Origin of the sequence: Actinosynnema sp. CS-041913 (genome assembly GCF_050942485.1) — a bacterium.
In the GTDB taxonomy this organism is placed as follows: domain Bacteria; phylum Actinomycetota; class Actinomycetes; order Mycobacteriales; family Pseudonocardiaceae; genus Actinosynnema.
The window spans coordinates 465651-487037 of record NZ_CP192037.1; the positions used below are offsets into that span (position 1 = coordinate 465651).

20 protein-coding genes, 1 pseudogene and 1 riboswitch are annotated in these 21387 nt (G+C 70.8%); of the genes and pseudogenes, 11 read left to right on the top strand and 10 right to left on the bottom strand.

Annotated elements, in window-relative coordinates:
• Positions 1–17 precede the first annotated feature (17 nt).
• The 3 genes from ACQPZF_RS02255 to ACQPZF_RS02265 all read left to right on the top strand — a co-directional run bounded on the left by ACQPZF_RS02255 (position 18) and on the right by ACQPZF_RS02265 (position 2943).
• A complete protein-coding gene (locus ACQPZF_RS02255; RefSeq protein ID WP_433267714.1) occupies positions 18–962 on the top strand; it encodes an aldo/keto reductase in 945 nt (314 codons plus the stop codon).
• A gap of 127 nt (positions 963–1089) precedes the next feature.
• Entirely contained in the window at positions 1090–1662 is a 573-nt protein-coding gene (locus ACQPZF_RS02260) for an L-2-amino-thiazoline-4-carboxylic acid hydrolase (RefSeq protein ID WP_433267716.1), read from the top strand.
• A 180-nt stretch (positions 1663–1842) separates the two neighbouring features.
• Complete coding sequence (locus ACQPZF_RS02265; protein ID WP_433267717.1) at positions 1843–2943, top strand: serine hydrolase domain-containing protein; 1101 nt, start codon at positions 1843–1845, stop codon at positions 2941–2943.
• Here the strand turns inward: ACQPZF_RS02265 and ACQPZF_RS02270 are convergent.
• The gene (locus ACQPZF_RS02270) at positions 2940–3614 is read right to left on the bottom strand and encodes a FadR/GntR family transcriptional regulator (protein ID WP_433267719.1); all 675 of its coding nucleotides are present in this window, start codon (positions 3612–3614) and stop codon (positions 2940–2942) included. The two genes, ACQPZF_RS02265 and ACQPZF_RS02270, sit on opposite strands and share 4 nt — an antisense overlap.
• Positions 3615–3798: 184 nt before the next feature.
• On the opposite strand from ACQPZF_RS02270, the gene nagA reads away from it, so the two are divergent.
• The gene (nagA, locus tag ACQPZF_RS02275; protein WP_433267721.1) at positions 3799–4983 is read left to right on the top strand and encodes an N-acetylglucosamine-6-phosphate deacetylase; all 1185 of its coding nucleotides are present in this window, start codon (positions 3799–3801) and stop codon (positions 4981–4983) included.
• A gap of 55 nt (positions 4984–5038) precedes the next feature.
• Here nagA and ACQPZF_RS02280 read toward each other — a convergent pair whose 3' ends face one another.
• From ACQPZF_RS02280 to ACQPZF_RS02300, 5 genes are read right to left on the bottom strand one after another with little or no spacing between them, the layout of a single operon-like run.
• Complete coding sequence (locus ACQPZF_RS02280) at positions 5039–6082, bottom strand: SIS domain-containing protein (protein WP_433267723.1); 1044 nt, start codon at positions 6080–6082, stop codon at positions 5039–5041.
• A gap of 13 nt (positions 6083–6095) precedes the next feature.
• On the bottom strand, positions 6096–7511 hold the full coding sequence (locus ACQPZF_RS02285) for a glycoside hydrolase family 3 protein (protein WP_433267725.1): 1416 nt from the start codon (positions 7509–7511) through the stop codon (positions 6096–6098).
• 5 nt (positions 7512–7516) lie between these two features.
• Positions 7517–8338 carry a carbohydrate ABC transporter permease gene (locus tag ACQPZF_RS02290; protein ID WP_433267727.1) on the bottom strand — a complete coding sequence of 274 codons (822 nt, stop codon included), beginning with the start codon at positions 8336–8338 and terminating at the stop codon, positions 7517–7519.
• Positions 8335–9318: a carbohydrate ABC transporter permease gene (locus ACQPZF_RS02295; protein ID WP_433267729.1), complete on the bottom strand. Its 984-nt coding sequence runs from the start codon at positions 9316–9318 to the stop codon at positions 8335–8337. Before ACQPZF_RS02295 ends, ACQPZF_RS02290 begins: the two co-directional genes overlap by 4 nt.
• Positions 9319–9325: 7 nt before the next feature.
• Entirely contained in the window at positions 9326–10609 is a 1284-nt protein-coding gene (locus ACQPZF_RS02300; RefSeq protein ID WP_433267731.1) for a sugar ABC transporter substrate-binding protein, read from the bottom strand.
• 228 nt (positions 10610–10837) lie between these two features.
• Here ACQPZF_RS02300 and ACQPZF_RS02305 point away from each other — a divergent pair, with 228 nt between their 5' ends.
• On the top strand, positions 10838–11596 hold the full coding sequence (locus ACQPZF_RS02305; RefSeq protein ID WP_433267733.1) for a GntR family transcriptional regulator: 759 nt from the start codon (positions 10838–10840) through the stop codon (positions 11594–11596).
• A gap of 498 nt (positions 11597–12094) precedes the next feature.
• Positions 12095–13496, top strand: a pseudogene (locus ACQPZF_RS02310) (MFS transporter).
• A gap of 182 nt (positions 13497–13678) precedes the next feature.
• Here the strand turns inward: ACQPZF_RS02310 and ACQPZF_RS02315 are convergent.
• Positions 13679–14608, bottom strand: coding sequence for a threonine ammonia-lyase (locus ACQPZF_RS02315; protein WP_433267735.1), 930 nt, complete (start codon positions 14606–14608; stop codon positions 13679–13681).
• 11 nt (positions 14609–14619) lie between these two features.
• Positions 14620–14832: a hypothetical protein gene (locus ACQPZF_RS02320; RefSeq protein WP_433267737.1), complete on the bottom strand. Its 213-nt coding sequence runs from the start codon at positions 14830–14832 to the stop codon at positions 14620–14622.
• 1118 nt (positions 14833–15950) lie between these two features.
• Between ACQPZF_RS02320 and ACQPZF_RS02325 the strand changes: the two genes are divergently transcribed.
• On the top strand, positions 15951–16769 hold the full coding sequence (locus ACQPZF_RS02325; protein WP_433267738.1) for a S1 family peptidase: 819 nt from the start codon (positions 15951–15953) through the stop codon (positions 16767–16769).
• A gap of 99 nt (positions 16770–16868) precedes the next feature.
• On the opposite strand, the gene ACQPZF_RS02330 is transcribed toward ACQPZF_RS02325, so the two are convergent.
• Together ACQPZF_RS02330 and thiE are read right to left on the bottom strand one after the other, a co-directional pair.
• A complete protein-coding gene (locus ACQPZF_RS02330) occupies positions 16869–17624 on the bottom strand; it encodes a dioxygenase family protein (protein WP_433274398.1) in 756 nt (251 codons plus the stop codon).
• Complete coding sequence (thiE, locus tag ACQPZF_RS02335) at positions 17624–18283, bottom strand: thiamine phosphate synthase (RefSeq protein WP_433267740.1); 660 nt, start codon at positions 18281–18283, stop codon at positions 17624–17626. The genes ACQPZF_RS02330 and thiE overlap by 1 nt, the downstream gene beginning before the upstream one ends.
• A gap of 43 nt (positions 18284–18326) precedes the next feature.
• Positions 18327–18438, top strand: a riboswitch (TPP riboswitch).
• A gap of 12 nt (positions 18439–18450) precedes the next feature.
• Between thiE and thiO the strand changes: the two genes are divergently transcribed.
• Genes thiO through ACQPZF_RS02355 form a run of 4 tightly spaced genes read left to right on the top strand, consistent with a single transcriptional unit; the run spans position 18451 to position 20933 of the window.
• A complete protein-coding gene (thiO, locus tag ACQPZF_RS02340; protein WP_433267742.1) occupies positions 18451–19458 on the top strand; it encodes a glycine oxidase ThiO in 1008 nt (335 codons plus the stop codon).
• On the top strand, positions 19455–19655 hold the full coding sequence (gene thiS, locus ACQPZF_RS02345) for a sulfur carrier protein ThiS (protein ID WP_433267744.1): 201 nt from the start codon (positions 19455–19457) through the stop codon (positions 19653–19655). The genes thiO and thiS overlap by 4 nt, the downstream gene beginning before the upstream one ends.
• Position 19656: 1 nt before the next feature.
• Complete coding sequence (locus tag ACQPZF_RS02350; protein WP_433267746.1) at positions 19657–20415, top strand: thiazole synthase; 759 nt, start codon at positions 19657–19659, stop codon at positions 20413–20415.
• Between the two features lie 47 nt (positions 20416–20462).
• Positions 20463–20933 (top strand): MarR family winged helix-turn-helix transcriptional regulator, encoded by a 471-nt coding sequence (locus ACQPZF_RS02355; RefSeq protein WP_433267748.1) that lies wholly within the window; start codon positions 20463–20465, stop codon positions 20931–20933.
• Positions 20934–21387: the final 454 nt, after the last annotated feature.

Below are 21387 nucleotides of genomic sequence, written 5' to 3' on the forward strand. Positions count from 1 at the left end.
CGACTGGGGGAGATGCCTTGATCACGTTGTCGCACTTGGGTTTTGGAGCCGCGCCGATCGGCAACCTGTACGCGCCGGTCGCCGAGGAGGACGCGCTCGCCGCGGTCGACGCGGCCTGGGACGCGGGGGTGCGGTACTTCGACACCGCGCCCCACTACGGCCTGGGCCTGTCGGAACGGCGGCTGGGTGCGGCGCTCGCCTCGCGTCCCCGTGCCGAGTACGCGGTGTCCACCAAGGTCGGGCGGCTGCTGGAGCCGATCACCGGCGGCGGTGACGACCTGGCGAACGGTTTCGCCGTGCCCGCGACCCACCGCCGGGTGTGGGACTTCAGCGCGGACGGCGTGCGGCGGTCACTGGAGTCCTCTTTGGACAGGCTGGGGCTGGACCGGGTCGACCTGGCGCTGCTGCACGACGTCGACCTCAACCCCGGTCAACGGGAGCGTGCGGCGTCGGAAGGCTTGGTGGCGCTGGCGGGATTGCGCGACCAAGGCGTCGTGCGGGCGATCGGCGTCGGGCTGAACCACTGGGAGATGGCCGAGTGGTTCGTCCGGGAGACCGGTGTCGACGCCGTGATCCTGGCCGGCCGGTACACGTTGCTGGAGCAGTCGGCGGCGGCGTCGTTCCTGCCGTTGTGCGTGGAGCGCGGTGTTTCCGTGGTGGCCGCGGGGGTGTTCAACTCCGGTCTGCTGGCCCGCTCCGAGGTGCCGGACGACGCGACCTACGACTACGCCGCCGCGCCTCCGGAGCTGATCGGGCGGGCGCGGCGGATCGCGGCGGTGTGCGCGCGGCACGGTGTCGCGTTGCCGCGGGCGGCGATCCAGTTCCCGTTCCGGCATCCCGCGGTGGCCTCGGTGCTGGTCGGCGCGCGGTCGGCGGACGAGATCCGGGGCGACGCGGCGTACGCGGCCGACCCGGTGCCGGGGGAGTTGTGGGACGACCTCCGCGCGGAAGGACTGCTGTGATCGTCACGACCGAGGTGTACGGTTCGGCGTTGTAAGGAAGCAAACCCTGGTCGGCGCCAGGTTGGTGGTTGGAGCGTGCCGGCCGTCCCGCGCATGCGCGGGTACGGACCGAAAAGGAAAACCACCAGTGAACGATCAGCTCATCGACCTGTTCCGCGCGCACATCGGCCGTGCGGTCCCGTTGGCCGAACTGGACGAGCGCACCGCGCGGATCGTCGCGCTCGTCGGCGGCGACAGCCCGCACCTGCACCTGACCGCGACCGTGGCCGCCGGCTACCAGGCACTGCTCGCGAGGATGCCGCAGGAGCAGGCGCTCGTCGTGGTCGCACAGGCGTTCCACGAGCCCATCCGGCCGTTCGTCCACGACGGCACCAAGGCCGCGCTGGACGCGGCGGACGACCCGTTCGCCGTCCTCACCGACATCTCGAAGGAGCGCGAGGCCGACTACTTCGGCCGGGACTTCGCCTTCGCCCGGTCGGCCGACGACCAGGACCGCTACCTGCTCGACGTCACCCGGTGCTTCTACGTCGAAGTGCTGGCGAAATGCGGGGTTCCCGAGCTGGGCACGGTGTTCTGCGAGTTCGACGCGGCCTGGATCGGCGCGATCGACCGCGACCGGCACGGCATCGACTTCTCCCGGCCGACCACCATCGCGCGGGGCGGCGCCACCTGCCCGTTCCACTTCCGGCGGCTCCGCTGAACGCGCGCGGCTGAACCGTGCCGGCAGGTCGCGGTCGACCTGCCGACGGATCGGCCGGCCGGTCGAATCGAGCTGTCGACCTGCCGGCCGATCCCCGGCACGCATCCCGGTGGCACCCTGAGGCGGTTCCCGGGGTCATCCCGGATGATCGCCAAGCGGCGCGACGGAAGCCTGATGGCCATGAAGAGACTGCTGATCCCGTTGGTGGCGCTGGCTTTCGCCGCCACCGCCCTACCCGCGCACGCGGCACCCACCGTGCCACCCCTCGACCGCGCCGCCCTGCGCGAAGCCGTCGCCAACCTCCCGGACGACGAGGTGTCCGGCGCGCTGGCGCGGGTGTCCGGCACGGCCGGGAGCTGGCGCGGCTCGGGCGGCGTGGCGCGCATCGGGACGAAGCACCGGGTGGACCCGGACGGCCGGTTCCGCATCGGGAGCATGACGAAGCTGTTCACCGCCACCGCCGCGCTCCAGTTGTCCGCGCAGGGCAAGCTCGACCTGGACCGGACCGTGCAGCACTACCTGCCGGACCTGTTGCAGCCCAAGGAGGACTGGGGCCCCATCACGGTCCGGCAGCTACTGAACCACACGCACGGCATCCCCGGCGTCCCGTTGCCGCACAAGGACCCGGCCTGGTTCTTCGAGCACCGCTACGACGACTTCGAGCCGCTCGACCTGGTCCGGATGGGCGTCGAGAAGGGCCCGCGCTTCCCGGCGGGCACCCGCCAGGAGTACGGCAACATGGGCTACCTGGTGGTCGGCCTGGTGATCGAGAAAGCGACCGGAAAGCCTTACGGCGCCGCGATCCGGGACGGCATCATCCGCCCGCTGGGCCTGCGCGACACCACCCTGCCCGGCCGTGACCACCGCATCAAGGGCCCGCACGCCCACGGCTACGAGGCCACCGCGTCCGGCTACGTGGACGTCACCGAGTCGAACCCGTCCCTGCAGTGGTCGGCGGCGGAGATCATCTCGAACGCCCCCGACCTGGACCGCCTGCTCAACGCCATGGTCCGCGGCGACCTGCTGCCCGCCAAGCAGCGCGCGGAGCTGCTGACCGTCCCGCCGGTGCCCGGGGCGACGCACGCCCTGGGCATCCAGCGCATCGAACTGCCGTCCGGCGTGGTGGTGTGGGGCAAGACCGGCGACCGCCCCGGCTACAACAACGGCGCGGCCACCACCCTCGACGGCTCCCGCACGCTGGTCTACTCGGTGAACACGCTGCACATGGGCGGCGACCTGCCCGCCGCCTCCAACCGCATCATCCAGGCCGCGTTCGGCTAGGCCAGGTCGGACAGCCACCGCTCCACACCGGCCACGTGCACCGTGGACCACGACCGGGCCAGTTCGGTCTGGTGCGCGGCCAGCGCGTCCACGATCGCGCGGTGCTCGGCGACCGTCCGGTCCACCGCTCCACCCCGGGTGATGCCACGCCAGATCCGGACCCGCACGGTCGGGCCGGCCAGGGTGTCCAGTAGCTGGGCCAGGTACGCGTTGCCCGAGCACCGCGCGATGGCGCGGTGGAACGCGAGGTCGTGTTCGACCAGGTCGTCCATCGACTGGGCGTGTTCGCCCGCGTCGCACAGCGTGCGCAGGGCCGCCAGCTCGTCCGGCTCGATGCGCTGCGCCGCCATCGCCGCGGCGGCGGGCTCCAGGATCCGCCGGACCTGCAGGACCTCCAGCACCGAGTCCTCGCCGCGGTGCAGGTCGAGCACGAACGACAGCGCGCCGAGCAGGTCGTCGGCCCGCAGGCTGGACACGTAGGTGCCGTCGCCCTGCCGCACGTCCAGCACTCTGACCAGCGACAACGCCTTGACCGCCTCGCGCAGGGAGTTGCGCGACAACCCGAGGCGCTCGGCCAGGTCGGCCTCGCGCGGCAGCCGGTCTCCCGGCTTCAGCTCACCGGACGTGATCATTTCCTTCACGCGCAGGATCGCGTCGTCGGTGACCGCCACGTCCAACCTCCGTAGACCTCGGATGTCTGGTGGCAAGTATGGGCCAACGACACGGAGAGCAGCGGTCGGACCCGCTTCGCGAGGACTATTTACTCCTTATAAAGATATTCGGTTATCTTCTAACCATGCGTGACGCCGCCGGTCGGTTACGGCCATAATGGTCTGGACCATTTGAGGAGGGACCTTGGACACGGTTGTCGCAGCTCCGCGAGCACTGCTCGGTCGCACCATCACCGGTCCCGTCAGCGTGCGCGTCAGGGCGGGGCGGGTCGTCGAGGTGATCACGGGCGAACCGCCCGCGGACGCCGAGGTGCTGACCGACGGGCTGCTCACCCCGGGCCTGGTGGACGTGCAGGTGAACGGGGCGGTCGGGGTCGACTTCGCCGAGGTGGACGCCGAGGGGATGCGCAGCGTCGCCAGAGCCCTCCCGAGGACCGGCGTGACCCGCTTCCTGCCGACGCTGATCACCGCGCCGGTGCCGGTCGCGCTGCGCCAGGCCCGCGCGGTGCTGGCCGCGTCCGCCGCGCTGCCGGACAGCCCCGGCGCCCGGCCGCTCGGCGTGCACCTGGAAGGGCCGTTCCTGTCGCCGAAGAGGGCGGGCGTGCACGACCCCGCGCTGATGGTGGAGCCCGGACCGGCGGAGATCGACCTGCTGCTGGCGGACGACCTGCGGCACGCGCTGCGGATGGTCACGCTGGCCCCGGAGCAGCCGGGCGGCCTGGCCGCCGTGCGCCGGCTGGCCGCGGCGGGCGTGCTGGTCGCGGTCGGCCACAGCGACGCGACCGGCGAGCAGACCAGGGCCGCCGCCGAAGCGGGCGCGCGGATGGTCACCCACCTGTTCAACGCGCAGCGCCCGCTCGGCCACCGCGAGCCGGGCGTGCCGGGCGTGGCGCTGGTGGACGACCGCTTCACCCTCGGCCTGATCGCCGACCTGGCCCACGTGGGCCCGGACGTGTGCCGCCTGGTGTTCAACGCCGCCGGGCACCGGGTCGCGCTGGTCACCGACGCGGTGGCCGCCGCCGGGATGCCGCCGGGCCGCTACCAGTTGGGCGGCGCGGACGTGCTGCTCGCCGAGGACGGCGTGCCGCGCTCGCCGGAGGGCACCATCGCCGGCAGCGCGCTCACCCTGGACCGGGCGGTGCGCAACATCGTGTCGGTCGGCGTGGACGTGGCGGACGCGCTGGCGGCGGCCACGATCGTCCCGGCGGACGTGCTCGGCGAGCCCACCCTGGGCCGGCTCGCGCCCGGCGCGGTGGCCGACCTGGTGTGGTGGGACGACGACCTGCGCCCGCGCAAGGTGTGGGTGGACGGCGAGGTGGTCTTCGACGCGGAGATCGACCTGAGCCCCGAACTCGCCACCGCCAGGTAGACCGACGGGAACGGCCCGGCGTTCGTCTGAACGCCGGGCCGTTTTCCGTTGCGGTCTAACGAGTGCGGGTGACCTTGTTCAGCCCGCGCGGGCTGTCCGGGTCGCCGCCGCGGGCCAGCGCCAGCCCGTGGGCCAGCCGCTGCACCGGCAGGATCTCCAGGATCGGCGCGACCTCCTCGGCCGTCTCCGCGACCGGGATGCGCAGCGCCGCCGCGACCTTGTCCGACGCCGAGCCCACGGCCAGCACGTCCGCGCCACGGCCGTGCACCACGTCCAGCACGTCGTGCATGGCCTCGCCGCCCTTGCCCGCGCTGGTCACCGCGAGCACGGCCGTCTCGCCGTCCACCGCCGCCACGGGCCCGTGCAGCAGGTCCGCGCCGGAGTACGCGCGGGCCGCCAGGTAGCTGGTCTCGGCCAGTTTCAGGGCCGACTCCAACGCCGACGGCAGCGAGTAGCCGCGCCCGGTGGTGAGCACCCGGTCCACGAACCGGTACCGCTGAACGGCTTCCGCCACCGCGTCCGCCGAAAGGTCCAAAGTGGACTGCGCCAGCTCGCCCAGTCCCTCGACCGCCGAGCCGTTGCCGCCGCGGATCGCGTCCACCAGCAGGTACAGCGCCAGCAGTGTGGCCGAGTACGTCTTGGTCGCCGCGACCGCCTGCTCGACGCCCGCGCCGACGTCGACCGCCAGCTCGGCCGCGCCGTTCAGCGGCGAGTCGGCGGTGTTCGTGACGGCCACCGTCAGCGCACCGCGGGCCCGCGCCGACTGGGTGACCTCCAGCAGGTCGGGCGACCCGCCGCTCTGGCTCACCGACACGACCAGCACGTCCCGCAGGTCGGGCCGCGCGCCGTAGAGCGTGGTGGTGGACGGGGACACCAGACCGGCGGGGAGCTGGAGCAGCACCTCGGTCAGGTACTTCGCGTAGATCGCCGCGTGGTCGGACGACCCGCGCGCGGCCAGCAGGACGAACCGCGGCTGCCGGTCGCGGATCGCCTCGGCGACCGCCGCGAACGAGGAGCGCCGGGACACCAGGTCCGCGAAGATCGCGGGCTGCTGGTCGATCTCGGCCGCCATGTGCCTGCCGGGCTGGTGGTCGGTCATCGGATGGCCCTTCTCAGGTGCTGGCGGCGATGCGCTCTGCCGCTGCTCGCAGGCACACCCGTGAACCGCCATGGGTGTTCACGCGGGCAGCGGTGCCCAGGTCCGGACCCGGCACGCCGGTCTCGACGTGCACAAGGTCTAGACCAATACTAACCAGGGAGAGCACCAGCTCGCGAGCCCACGGGTGGCGGTGCGCCTCTCTGGTCACGACGACAATGGTCCGCCCCTCGGCCGCCGCCGCAACCTCGTCGGCCGCGCGGGTGTCCAGGACGGTCGTGCCGGGCACCCGCTCGACCAGGTACGGCCCGAGGCCCCACGGCACCTCGCCGACCGCGATGGAGGGCGCGACGGCCAGGTCCAGCACCACCGGGGGACCGGACAGCTTCAGCGTCCCGTGCACCTCCAGCGCCTTCCGCGCGGCCCGCATCCCGATCTCGGGGTCGTGCCCGTCCACGGCGGCGGGAGGCGTGCCGAGGGCGGCGGTGCGCCGGGCGGCCTCCTCCAGCCGGGACCGGGGCAGCTCACCGCGTTCCACGGCCGCCACGATGCTGTCGATCAGCCACTGCAGGCCGGCGTCGTCCAACGGCTCGCCGCCGAGGCACAGCGCGTCCACGCCGGCCGTCAGCGCCTGGACCGAGCCCTGGGCGAGGTCGCCGCCCACGGCCTTCATGTCCAGCCCGTCGGTGATGATCGCGCCGGTGAAGCCCAGCTCGTCCCGCAGCGCGGCCACCGCGTTCGGGTTCAGCGTCGCGGGCAGCGAGCCCCACGCCGGCACCACCAGGTGGCCGGTCATGATCGACCGGACGCCCGCCTGCACGGCCGCGCGGAACGGCACCAGCTCGACGTCCCGCAGCTCCTCCACCGTCCGGGGCAGCACCGGCAGCGCCTCGTGGGAGTCCACAGTGGACGCACCGTGACCTGGGAAGTGCTTGGCGCACGCGGCAACGCCGACGGTCTGCATCCCCTCCACGAACGCGGCCACGTGCCGGCCCGCCGCCACCGGGTCGGACCCGAAGGACCGCACGCCGATCACCGGGTCGTCCAGCGTCAGCACCAGGTCCGCCGACGGCGCCAGGTTCAGGCTCACCCCGCACGCCGCGAGCCGCGCCCCGATGGACGCGGCCACCGCGCGGGTCAGCCCCAGGTCGCCCGCCGCCCCCAGCGCGTGGTTCCCCGGCACCTCCGACCCGCGCCCGAAGTCCAGCCGGGTGACGTCGCCACCCTCCTCGTCGATCCCGACCACGACGTCCGGCCGCACCCCGCGCAACGCGGCCGTCAGTGACGTGACCTGGGCGTCGTCCACGACGTTGCGGCCGAACAGCACCACCCCGCCGAGCCCGTCCGCCACCCTCTTGAGCAACCAGTCCGGAGCCGTCGTCCCGTGGAATCCCGGTAGCAGCACAGCCGCGGCGAGCTGGTGCAAGGACATGTCGTCTACCCCTTCACGGCACCGGCGGTGACACCGGTGACCATCTTGCGCTGCACGATCAGGAAGAACACCAGCACCGGCAGGGTGAACAGCGCCGAAGCGGCCATCGCGCCACCCCAGTCGGTGCCGAAGTTCGTCTGGAAGCCGGACAGCCAGACCGGCAGCGTCTCCTTGGTCTGGTCCTTGATCAGCGACAGCGCGAACAGGAACTCGTTCCACGCCGTGACGAACGCGAACACCGACGTGGCGACCAGGCCCGGGCCCAGCAGCGGCAGGGTCACCCGGCGGAACGCGCCCCACCGGCCGCAGCCGTCCACCATCGCCGCCTCTTCCAGCTCAAGCGGGATGCCGTTGACGAACCCGCGCAACGTCCACGCGCAGAACGGCAGCGTCACCGCGAAGTAGATCAGCGCCAGCGACGGCAGCCGGTCCAGCAGGTCCAGGTCGCGCATCATCAGGAACATCGGGATCAGCAGCGCCTCGAACGGCGCCATCTGCGCCACCAGCATCAGCATCACGAAGCTCTTGCGGCCCCGGAACCTCATGCGGGACATGGCGACCGCCGCCAGCAGGCCGACGACGATCGCCGCCAGCACCGCGGTCAGCGACACGAGCAGGCTGTTGCCGAGCGAGCTGAGGAAGCCCGGCTTGGCCCACGCGTTCGCGAAGTTGGTCGTGGTGACCGAGAACGGGATCAGGTCGTAGCCGGTGGTGAGCGTTTCCTTGGTCGGCTTGAGCGCCGAGGACACCATCCAGTAGGTGGGGAAGGCGAACAGCAGTGCGAGGACGAGCCCGACCACGTTCGACGAGACTTTCTTCGTGGTCACAGCGTGCCCTCCTGCTTGATCAGCCGGCGCAGGTACTGGATCGTCAGCAGGCCCAGCAGTGCCATCATCACCACGGAGACCGCCGCCGCGACACCGAAGTGGCTCTTGGAGATGCCCTCCAGGTACTGGTAGACGGGCAGCGTGGTGCTGGCGCCGTCCGGGCCGCCCTTCCGGAACGCCCAGATCTGCGCGAAGACCTTGAAGTCCCACAGCATGGACAGGAACGTCAGCATCAGCAGCAGCGGGCGCAGTTCGGGCCACGTCACCGAGCGGAACGTCTGCCACGCGGTCGCGCCGTCGATCGACGCCGCCTCGTACTGGTCGCGCGGAATGCCGATCGCGCCCGCGTACAGGGAGAACGCCAGGAACGGGATGGCCTGCCAGACGATCAGCAGCCCGATCACGGCCAGCGTGGACGTGCCGGTGGAGAACCAGCCGTACCCGGCGAAGCTGTCGAAGCCGAGCTTCACCAGGGTCTTGTTGAGGATGCCGTACTGCTGGTCGAAGATCCACTGGTAGACCGTGGTCGCCGCGAGCAGCGGCATCGCCCAGGCCAGCAGCATGGCGATCTGGAGCACGATCCGCACCACCGGGCTGATCTGCCGCATCAGCAGCGCGATCAGCAGACCCGCCAGCACCGAGACACCCACCACGACCGCGGTGAACACGATGGTGCGCACGGCGATCAGCCAGAAGCCCGGATCGCCGAGGATCTCCACGTAGTTGTCCAGGCCCACCCAGACGACCTCGCCGCGGGTCAGCTCGCGTAGGTTGAGCTTGCGGAAACTGGTCACCAGCAGGGAGAGGACCGGCCAGCCGACCAGCCACAGGATGGCGATCAGCGCGGGGGCCAGCAGCAGGTAGGGCAACAACCGGTCGAAGGCGCTGCCCCGACGGCGCGGCGCGCCGCCCTTCGCGGCACGCCGCGGTGCCGACGAGTTCGTCGGCACCGCGGCGTCGGTGGTGTGAACCGCCGTCATGCTGAGGTCATCCGCCCAGCGTCTTGGAGAGCGCCGCGTTCGCGTCACCGGTGGCCTGGTCCAGCGACTTGGCGCCGGTCAGGTACGCGGTCAGCATGTCCTTCAGCGGGTTCTGGCCGGCCTCGACGGCAGCCCACGCCGGCGTGGTCGGGGTGACCTTGCCGTTCGGGGCGGACGCGGCGAGGGCCTTGCCCAGCGGGCTGGTGGCCAGCTTCGCGGTGTCCTTCGAGGTGCCCGGCACCGCGCCGCCCTCGGCGAGCTGGTCCTGGTACTTCGCGGAGCTCAGCAGCTTCAGGTACTCCTTGGCCAGGTCCTGGTTCTTGGAGCCGGCCGGGATCGCCAGGTTCGAGCCGCCCAGGAACACCGGAGCGGTCTTGCCCGAGGTCTTGGACGGGATCGGGAACGCCGCGGTCTTGTCCTTCAGGGTCGGGTCGGCCTTGACGGCGCTGCCCAGCTCCCACGGGAGGCCGATCATCATGCCGACCTTGCCCTTGGCGAACACCTCGAACTGCTGCGGCGTGGCCTCGTCCACGTCCTTCGGCGCCTTGGTGGCGGAGGTGTCGACCAGCTTCTTGTAGAAGTCCAGGCCGGCCTTCGCCTCGGGGGTGTTCAGCGCGCCGGCCCACGCGGAGCCCTGCGCCTTGGCGACGTCGCCGCCCTCGTCCCAGATGAAGGACAGCAGGGCGTACCAGGACTGGCCCGGCAGGTACAGCGACTGGAACTCCGGGTCGGCCGCGTTGGCCGTCTTCAGCTTCTCGATCGCGGCGACCCACTCGTCACGCGACTTCGGGGTGTCCGTGATGCCCGCGGCCTGGAACAGGTCGGTCCGGTAGATCACCGTGCGGTTCGCGGCGTAGAACGGCATGCCGTACTGCTTGCCGTCCCAGGTCAGCGAGTCCTTGAGGCCGCCGAGCCACTCGTTGCCGTTGAGGTTGGAGACGTCGCCGCTGAGGTCGAGCAGGGTCTCCTCGGCCGCGAACTTCGCCGTCTGGGTGTTGCCCAGCTCGATGACGTCCGGCGGCGTGTTGCTGGTCAGAGCGGTGGTCAGCTTCTCCTGGATGCCGGTCCACTTCTGGATCTCGTACTTGACGGTGACGCCGGGGTGCGAGTCCTGGAACTCCTTGTTCAGCGCCTCGGTCAGGGTGGTCGGCGCGGAGCCGTCCATCAACCAGACCGTCAGCGTCTTGGATTCACCGGAGTTGCCGCTGCCCTTGTCGGTGCTCGTGCCACATCCGGCCACGGCCACCGCGAGTGCGGCGGCACCTACGGCCAGTCCTCTCCAGCCCTTCACGTTGTGCGCCCTTTCCCAATGCCCGGTCCCAGCGACCGGAACGCCTAAAGTGGTGTAGACCAATGCGGCCTAGAGTGTGCCTCGCCACAGGGCATGTCAAGGACGTTGCCGAGACGTTGCAAAGTCATCGGATCAATTTCCGGACTCTTGTCGGGGGTTCGGGCGCACGATCCGACGTGGACAAGGCATCCTGTGCTGGGAGCGCTGGCAAGGTGCGAGGAGGAAGGCATGCTGGAGACGAGCCCGGCAGCAGGCGTCGACGCCCGGTCTCGCGCGCAGCGGGAGCCGAAGTACTGGGGACTCAAGCGGCACCTGCTCGACCTGTTGCGCGCGCTGCCACCGGGATCGCCGATCCCGACCGAACGCTCGCTGGCAGCGGAGTTCGACGTGTCGCGCACCACGGTGCGGCAGGCGCTCGCGGAACTCACCGTCGAGGGCCGGTTGCTGCGCGTGCAGGGCAAAGGCACGTTCGCGGCGGAACCCAAGGTGGCGCAACGGCTTCAGCTTTCGTCGTACACAGAGGACATGAAAGCGCAGGGCAGGCAGCCTTCGTCGCGCCTGATCGAGGCGTCCGAGATGCCCGCGGAAGCCGAACTGGCGAGGCTGCTGGGCGTCCGGGCGGGCGCCAAGGTCCTCCGCCTGCACCGCCTGCGCTTGGCCGACGGCGAGCCGATGGCCATCGAGACCACCCACCTGGCGCTCGGCAGGTTCCGCGGCCTGCGCCGCTACCTGGCCCCCGGCGCGTCGCTGTACCAGGTGCTGAGGGAGCGCTTCGGCGTAGAGATGGGCCACGCCGAGGAGACTATTGAGACCGCGCTGGCTTCGCCCGAGGAGGCCGAGCTGCTGGGCGCGGACATCGGCCTGCCGATGCTCCTGCTGTCCCGGCACTCGTTCGACACGGAGGGCAACCCGGTCGAATGGGTCCGTTCGGTGTACCGGGGTGACAGGTACAAGTTCGTGGCCACCCTGAACAGGCCGACGGACTAGCCCGGGCGGGGGTTCTCTCCGACCGAGCGTCATCGGCGGTGGGAACCCCTCGGCACATCAGCCCTGGCAGGAGCCTTTCGCAGCGCACGTCGACGGAAGCCGCGCAGCCCCTTGGCCCAGCGCTCGACACCCGGCCAGCCGAGCGGTCCAGTCGAGCCGTGCCGTCGCGCGTCGCACTCCGGGCCCGTCGCACTCCGAGCCGCTGCGCTCAGCGCTCCTGCCGAACCGCTGAGCGCTCAACGCGGGTAACCCCCGAGCGTCCCACGAGGCACCGACAATCCGGACGAAGCGCCCCCCGAAGCACATTGTCCCAGGCGCCACCGACATTCCCGGCAAACCGCCCCCTGGGGCTAATCCTGCCGGCGACCACCGACATCCCGGTCGGCCGATCGGCCGGACAACGCCCTCGACCAGCACAATGACCAGGTGGCTGACACCGTCCAGTGGGGCACTCCGCGCGCCAGAGCCGTGCTGGCGACCACGATCCTCGGCTCGGGCATGGCGATGCTCGACGGCACCATCGTCAACGTCGCCCTGCCCCGCATCGGCGCGGAACTGCGCGCCGACGTGGCCGGCCTCCAGTGGATCCTCGACGGCTACCTGCTGTCCCTCGCGTCGCTCATCCTGGTGGCCGGCTCGCTCGGCGACCGCTACGGCCGCCGCAAGGTCTTCACGTTCGGCGTGATCTGGTTCGGCGCGGCGTCGCTGCTCTGCGGGCTCGCCCCGAACACGGAGCTGCTGGTCGCCGCCCGCGTGCTCCAAGGCGTCGGCGGCGCGCTGCTCACACCGGGCTCGCTGGCGATCATCCAGTCCGCGTTCGTCCGGGACGACCGCGCACGGGCGATCGGCGCCTGGTCGGGGTTGTCCGGTGTCGCGGCGGCCGTGGGTCCGCTGCTCGGCGGGTTGCTGGTCCAGGCCTGGTCGTGGCGGCTGGCGTTCCTGATCAACCTGCCGGTGGCCGTCGCGTGCGTGTGGCTCGCCCGCCGTCACGTGCCCGAGTCGCGGGACGAGGAACTCACCGGCCACCCGAACATCGTGGGGTCAATAGTCGGAGCTTTGGGTTTGGCCGGACTCACCGCGGCACTGGTCGAATCCCCCGCCCGCGGCCTCGATCCGCTGGTCGTCACGGCGGCGGTTGTGGGCATCGCGGGACTCACCGCGTTCGTCGTGCTCCAACGCCTGGGCCGTGACCCGCTGGTCCCGCCTCAATTGTTCACCAATACAACATTTGCCCTGGCCAACGCCCTGACCTTGCTGGTCTACGCGGCACTCGGCGGGGTCATGGTGCTGATGGTCCTCCAGCTCCAGGTGTCGCTCGGCTACTCCCCGACGGCGGCCGGCCTGGCCGGGCTCCCGATCACCCTGATCATGCTCGCGCTGTCCGCGCGATCCGGTCGGCTGGCGCAGCGAATAGGGCCCAAAACCCAGCTAGTCGTCGGACCTCTGCTCGTGGCTGCCGGCATGCTGCTACTTCGGAGAGCCGAACCGGGCGCGAGCTACCTGACCGGCGAGCTACCTGACCGGCGTGCTGCCCGGAGTCCTGGTCTTCGGCCTCGGCCTGGCGGCGGTCGTCGCGCCCGTGACGGCGACCGTGCTGGCCGCCGCCCCCGACCGGTACGCGGGCGTGGCGTCCGGCGTGAACAACGCGGTCGCCCGCACCGGCAGCCTGGTGGCGGTGGCGATCCTCCCGCCGCTGGCCGGCCTGTCCGGCGCGCAGTACGCCGACCCTGCCGCACTGACCGACGGCTGGCAGACGGCACTTCTGGTCTGCGCCGTCGCGGCGGCCATTGGCGGCCTGCTGGCCCTGGGCACCGACAACAACGTCCTCCGGCCCCAGAAACCCGGCCGCGAATGTCTTAGCTGCGGCGTGGACGCCCCACCAGCCCGCGTGCGTGCCTGAACGATCGCCGTCCAGACCATCTGTGGAGACACCGCCGCATCAATCTGCACGCACACCGTCTGCCCTTCCACTATCGGGTCCATCTGTGGGCAGATTGTCTGTCTCTCCACCAATGAAGCCATCTGTACGCAAACTGACTATCTGCGAACCGACTATTGCTGCCCCGCTCGACTCGTCTGTGGCTAGATCATCCGGGCGAAGACCTCCGGATCGACGTTCCCCCCGGACACGATCGCGACGGTCCGCGCAGGCCACTCCTCGGCCCGCTGCAAGTACGCCGCCACGGCGACCGCGCCACTGGGCTCCACGACCAGCCGGAGATCCCGGGCCAACCGCCGCACCGCGCCGGCGATCTCGTCCTCCGACACCGTCACCACGTCGTCCACATAGGCCCGCATGTGCGCGAACGTCAGCTCGGAGGGCTCCGCCCGCAACCCGTCCGCCGAAGTCCGCTCCCGCTCCGCCGCGGGCCACCCCACCAACTCGCCGGCCCGCAACGACTCCGCCGCGTCCGCCGCCAACTCCGGCTCCACCCCGACCACCCGAGCCGCCGGCCGCAACGCCTTCACCGCCGCCGCCACCCCGGAGATCAACCCGCCCCCGCTCACCGGCACCAGCACCACGTCCACCTTCGGCTGGTCGGCGACGATCTCCAGCCCCACCGTCCCCTGCCCGGCGATCACATCCGGGTGGTCGAACGGCGGGATCAACGTCGCCCCGAGCGAGTCGACCAGCTCGTGAGCCCGCGACTCCCGCTCCGCCATGGGCACCAGCTCCACCGAAGCACCCCAGGCCCGAGTGGCCGCGACCTTCACCGCGGGCGCGTTCTCCGGCACCACGATCACCGCCGGCACCCCGAACGCGTGCGCCGCGAAAGCGACCGCCTGAGCGTGGTTCCCGCTCGAATACGCCACCACCCCACGCGCCCGGACCTCGTCCGACAGCCGCGCCAACGCGTGATAAGCCCCCCGGATCTTGAACGCCCCCACCGGCTGCAAGCTCTCCGGCTTCACCGACAGCCGGTCGTCGAACCGCAGCAGGGGAGTGCGCACGACCGCCGGGGCGATCAGCGAGGCTGCGGCGCGGATGTCGGAGATCGTCACGAGTGCCATGGGGACGATCCTCACCTCGGGCCGACCGCCCGCGCCAACGACCCGTCCTCCGAAACGATGGACGAGCCGGAGATCAAGCCCGCCAGCGTGGTCGCGGGCGCGTTGGACCCGCTCACCGCCGCTGTGCTCGGCACGAGGCTCAACCTGGCGGGAACTGCGGTCGGCGCGGCGGCGGTCGGCGTGGCCGCGGCCGGCGCGGCGGCGGCCGGCGTGGTCAGCATCATCGGAGCCGCCGTCAACCAGTACTCGAATCGAACGCACGAAGGTGCACTGGACGGCAGCCGCGCTCAGCGCGACCCTCATCTTTGGTGTGAGCCTCATCACATTTGACGGTGCTGACCGAGTACTCGCCGCCGCCGTTCCCTCTCCCACGGTCGAGGCTCCGGCTCACCCGCCTGCCGAACCGGCCGCCGGGGATCACCGATCCGGGAGAAACACCACGTCACCCATGACCACCACCACGCCGACCAGCGGATCGTCCGTTGCGCCGACCACGACACCGCCGCCGTCGGTGACTACTCCCGCAATCACCGGAAGTCCTCCGGTATCACCTGATCGGAGGAGTGCCATTCACACGTCAGGGCCATGAATCGCCGTGTCTCTCACTTCTGGCAAAACACCCCAAATCGGTGATCGTCTCACTACCTTGAGTGAGAGTTAACTGTCAAATGCTACACAGCGCAGTCAAATAGTCGTGAGCTGTGACACACTTCGCCCTCAGATGGACTGAGCCGTTATAGGTAACAGGGTTATAACGTCGCTCGAACGGGTGAGTACTGGTCGGTAGAGACCGGGGAAGGAGGCGCCGTGCGGCAGCTCCGAGCGCCGCTCGCCCGATACGAGCCTGACCTGACACCTGACCTGACGGCGAAAAGAAAAGGGGTGGGGCGACCCCTGCCGCCGCCCCACCACCCGTCCCCCTAGAGCCCCCGAGAGCGGTCCCTGCAACCAGGCTCTCGGGTTCCCTGCACCCGAAGATGAGGGAGACGCCTACATGAACCGCACGAGTGCGGCCCGCCTTGCCGCGGCTGCCTTGCTCGCCACCGGCACGGCTACAGCTCTCAGCGTACCGGCGATTGCGGACCCTGCCGCCCCCTATGGGGCAAGCTCCTCCGACACGGAGAGCTACCCAGCCGAGTTGCTCCAAGCGGTGCAACGCGACTTGGGCCTGAATGCCGAGCAAGCGCGCGTCCGTCTGGCGAACGACGCCAGGTCGGGTGATCTGGAGGCACAAGCGCGCGGTGTGCTCGGAGACACATTCGCCGGCGCCTGGATCGACCAGGCGACCGGCAAATTGACGGTCGGTGTCACGGACAGTGTCAAGGCAGACGCCGTCCGTGCCGTGGGCGCCGACGTCAAGGTCGTCCCGTACTCGCAACGCCGGTTGACGGGCACCAAGACCGCGCTGGACACCCTCTCCGCACCGGTCTCGGTCACCGGCTGGCGGGTGGACGACGCGAGCAACACCGTCGTGGTGGAGATCAACCGGCACGCTCGCGACGCGGCGGCCGACCGGTTCGTCGCCACGGCCAAGGCGATCAGCCCGGCCGTGCGCGTGGTCGAGGTCGACGAGTCGCCCACTCCGCTGTACGACACCCGCGGCGGCGACGCCTACTACATCGGCAGCGGCAGCCGCTGCTCGGTCGGCTTCGCCGTGACCGGCGGCTTCGTGACGGCCGGCCACTGTGGGCGCACCGGCGCGACCACCACGGGCCACAACCGCGTGTCCCAGGGGACGTTCCGCGGCTCGTCATTCCCGGGCAACGACTACGCCTGGGTGGCGACGAACGCGAACTGGACCTCGCGGCCGTGGGTCAACCGCCACAACGGCACGAACGTGACCGTGCGCGGCAACACCGAGGCCGCCGTCGGCGCGTCGATCTGCCGCTCGGGCTCCACGACGGGCTGGCGCTGCGGCACCGTCCAGGGCAAGAACCAGACGGTGAACTACCCGCAGGGCTCGGTGAGCGGCCTCACCCGCACCACCGCGTGCGCGGAGCCGGGTGACTCCGGCGGCTCGTGGGTGGCCGGCTCGGGCTTCGGCCAGGCGCAGGGCGTGACCTCCGGCGGCTCGGGCAACTGCTCGTCCGGCGGCACGACCTACTTCCAGCCGCTCAACGAGATCCTCAGCGTCTACGGTCTGCGGCTGACCACCGGCTGAGGGCTCGGGGCGCGCGGTCACCCCTGCAGACCGCGCTCCGGTTGAAGGACACCCTCCGGGCCCGCACTTCCTCCTCCTGGCCCGGAGGGTGTTCCCACCTCAGTCGAACTGGACGGACCGCTTGGACAGCCCGTACCAGAAGCCGTCGACCGTCGTGGTCGCGTCCTGGCCGGCACTCGCGCCGAGGGACACGAACAGCGGCGCGAAGTGCTCGGTGCGCGGGTGCGCGATACCGGCGGCCGGGGCCTTGCGCTGGAAGTCCAGCAGGGCGTCGACGTCCTTGTCGGCCAGCGCCCGCCCCGCCCAGTCGTCGAACTCGGCCGACCAGCCCGGCGGCCGGTAGTCCGGCCCGGTGCGCATGTCGACGCAGCTCAGGTTGTGCGTCATGAACCCGCTGCCGATGATCAGCACGCCCTGGTCGCGCAGCGGGGCGAGCTTGCGGCCCACCTCGAACAGCCGGCGCGGGTCGAGGGTCGGCATGGACATCTGGAGCACCGGGATGTCCGCCTCGGGGAACATCTCCTTCAGCGGCACGTACGCGCCGTGGTCCAGGCCGCGCGCGGGGTCCTGGGCGACCGGCTCGTCCACCAGCTTGGCGACCGTCGTGGCCAGCTCGGGCGCACCCGGCGCCTCGTACGTGACCTCGTAGTACCGCTGCGGGAAGCCCCAGAAGTCGTAGGTCAGCGGCACGGTCGTGGTCGCGCCGAGGGTGAGCGGCTGCTCCTCCCAGTGGGCGGACACGATCAGGATCGACGCCGGGCGCGGGAGCGTGGCGGACCACGACCTCAGCTCGCCGGTCCACCGTTCGTCGTCGGCCAGCGGGGGAGCCCCGTGGCCCAGGTACAGCACAGGCATCACACCGACGACTCTACGCCCTTTAGTTGAATTTTCAACGAGGACGCGGCGGCCCGGGGGTCGTCCGCCTCGGTGATGGCCCGCACGACCACCACCCGGTCCGCGCCGGCGGCCAAGACCGCCGACAGCCGCCCCCGATCGATACCGCCGATGGCGAACCACGGCCGGTCGGTGGTGCCGGCCGTCGCCCGGACCAGCTCCAGCCCCGGCGCGGGCCGACCGGGCTTGGTCGGCGTCGGCCAGCACGGCCCGGTGCAGAAGTAGTCCACCCCGGCCTCCACGGCCGCAGCCCGCGCCTGGGTCACGTCGTGGGTCGATCGTCCGACGACAGTCTTCTCGCCAACGATCTTGCGAGCAACGTTGACCGACAGATCATCTTGCCCAAGATGAAGTACGTCGGCGTCCACGGCCAACGCCACATCCGCCCGGTCGTTCACCGCGAGCAGCGCACCGTGCCGCGCGCACGCCTCGGCCAACACCTCCAGCGCCGCGATCTCCTGCTTGGCTTCGAGCCCCTTGTCCCGCAACTGCACGATGTCCACGCCACCGGCGAGCGCGGCGTCGGCGAACTCCGCGAGGTCCGGACGCGTGGGCGTGCAGAGGTAGAGCCGCGAGTCCGCGAGCCGTCGCCTGATCTGGGTTCCGTCGAGTCCTGGCACGGCCGCACGGTAACCGCCGGCCGGAAACGTGCGCTACGGTGGAGGCGGTCCGCACGGGAGCCTGGAGAACACCGGGCTGAGAGGGAGCGTGGTTCGCTCCGACCGTCGAACCTGATCCGGGTCATGCCGGCGCAGGGAGCGTGAGTGCCTTGGCAAGTGCGAGTCGAGTGACCGTCCTGGGCGGCGGTGTCATCGGCCTGTCCGTCGCGTGGTTCGCCGCGAGAGCGGGCTTCGACGTGACCGTGGTCGACCACGCCTCGCCGCACGGCGGTTCCTGGGTGGCCGGCGGCATGCTCGCGCCCATCACCGAGGCCTGGCCGGGCGACGAAGACGTGCTGGCGCTGGGTGTCGAGTCGATGGCCCTGTGGCCGGGGTTCGCGAACGAGCTGGGCGTGCCGCTCAACGAGGCGGGCACCCTGGCCGTGGCGACCGACACCGCCGACGCGGAGGTCCTGGACCAACTCCGCGCCTACCTGGCTCGGATGGGCCGGCCGGCAACCCGCCTGACCCGTCGCGAATTGCGTTCCCACGAACCAGGTCTGGGCCCATCGGTCCGAAGTGGACTGTCGGTGCCCGGCGACCTCTCCGTCGACAACCGCGCCCTGCTGGCCGCGTTACGCCGGATTTGTCGTGAGCACAATGTTCAGTTCACCGATCAATCGCCGCCGGAATCCACAGTGGACGCCACTGTGACGGTGATCGCCGCCGGCGCATGGAGCCGCGACCTGCACCCGGCGCTACGTGACGTGATCAGGCCCATCAAGGGCGAAATCCTGCGCCTGACAACCCGCCCCGGAGCACTGCCGCCACCCGAACACACAATCCGAGCCCACGTGTCGGGCCGCCCCGTCTACCTGGTGCCCAGGCCCGACGGCCTGGTGGTCGGGGCGACCCAGTACGAGGCAGGCTTCGACGGGGACGTGACGGTAGGCGGCGTACGGGACCTATTGCGTGACGCGGAGACAGTCTGGCCGGCGATCGTCGAATACGCACTGACCGAGTCCGCCGCCGGCTTCCGCGCCGGCAGCCCCGACAACATGCCGGTCATCGACTGGCTGGCCCCCGGAGTGATCGCGGCCACCGGCCACCACCGCAGCGGCCTGCTGCTGGCCCCGGTGACCGCGCGCCGGGTGCTGACCCTGCTGCACGACGACCGCGAAGGAGGAAACAGGTGAAGGCACGGGTGAATGGCGAGGAGCGGGAACTGGCCGACGGCTCCACCGTCGCGTCGGTTCTCGATCTGTTGGGCGCTCCGGCGTCCGGGGTGGCCGTAGCGCTGGACGGCGAGGTCGTGCCCCGGGCGGCCTGGCACTCCACCCCGGTGTCGGACGGTTCCGCCGTCGAGGTGCTCACCGCTGTGCAGGGAGGCTGACGTGGACGATGCTCTGGTCATCGCCGGACGCGAGTTCGGGTCGCGTCTGGTCATGGGCACGGGCGGCGCGGCGAACCTGTCGGTGCTGGAGCGGGCACTGGTCGCGTCCGGGACGGAACTGACGACGGTGGCCATGCGGCGCCTGGATTCCTCGGGCGGTGGAGTACTGGAGTTGTTGCGCCGCCTGGGCATCTCCGTGCTGCCGAACACCGCAGGCTGCCGTGGCGCGGCGGAGGCCGTGCTGACCGCGCGCCTGGCCCGGGAGGCGTTGGAGACCAACTGGGTCAAGCTGGAAGTCGTTGCCGATGAACAAACCCTGCTGCCGGACCCGGTGGAACTCCTGGACGCCGCCGAACAGCTTGTGGACGACGGCTTCGTGGTCCTGCCCTACACCAACGACGACCCGGTGCTGGCCCGCCGCCTGGAAGACGTCGGCTGCGCGGCCGTGATGCCACTGGGTTCCCCCATCGGCACCGGTCTGGGCATCCGCAACCCGCACAACATCGAACTCATCGTGGCCCGCGCCAACGTCCCCGTGGTCCTGGACGCGGGCATCGGCACGGCGTCCGACGCCGCACTCGCCATGGAACTGGGCTGTTCCGCTGTGTTGCTGGCCACTGCGGTGACCAGAGCACAGGATCCACTCCGGATGGCGGCGGCGATGCGGGCCGCCGTGGAAGCGGGCCGACTGGCCCGACTGGCAGGCCGAATCCCGCAACGCTTCTGGGCACACGCCTCCAGCCCTGCGCCGGACGCCTGATTCGTTGATCACCCGACGGGCGGTGGTCGGGGCACAAGGCATGATGGATGCTTCTGGTTCATTCCGTCGTGCCCGTAGGAGGTGCCGTGGCTGCCGAGCAAGTCGAGGACGCCACCGCCCGGCTGTACCTCGCGATCGGCAGGCTGTCGCGCCTGCTGCGCCGAACCGGGTCGCCAGGACTCGGCCCCGGAGCAGTATCCGCGCTGGCCACGCTCGCGCGCTGCGGCCCCATGCGCCTGGGAGACCTGGCCGCCAAGGAAGGCGTGGCACCGCCAACCCTGTCCCGAATCGTCGCGGCACTGGTCGAAGCCGGCTACGTACGCCGAGACCCCGACCCGCAAGACGGCCGAGCATGGCTGGCAACGCCGACGCCGGAAGGCGAAACGATGGTCTCGGGCGTCCGCTCGGCCCGCGTCCGAGAATTGCAGCGACGCATCGAAGAACTGTCCCCCGAACACCAGTCAGCGCTGGTCAACGCCCTACCAGCCCTAGAGGAACTAGTAGGCGAAGCCGGCTGACCCAACCCGACGCGGCAAGCTCAACACTCGCCGGCCGCCACCACGCTCCACGCCGCCCGGAAGCAGTCGACACGCTTCGCGCCGCCGGAAGCAGTCGACACGCTTCGCGCCGCTTGAAGCGTCGGCGCGCGCAGCCGCGCACACCGGTCGGTGGGCTGCGTGTCATCCCCGTATGGCCTGCCCGCAGGGAACCGCATGTGTCAAGGGGAGGTCGGTCGCGCGGTCGAAGGACACCAAGACGGCCTCCCCTTGACGCATGTGGTTGTCTTTGACCTGGCCATACGGGGATGGCACGACGCCCGGGTCCTGCTCTTGTGATCATCCTTGGCGGCCTGCCCAGCGGCGAGCGACGCTTGAAAGCAGTTCGACTCCGCGCAGCAGAGGCGGTAGACCGCAGCCTCAACAGCAGATGGGCACGCTCCGCAGAGGTCCCCTCAACCCGAGCACCCCCGAC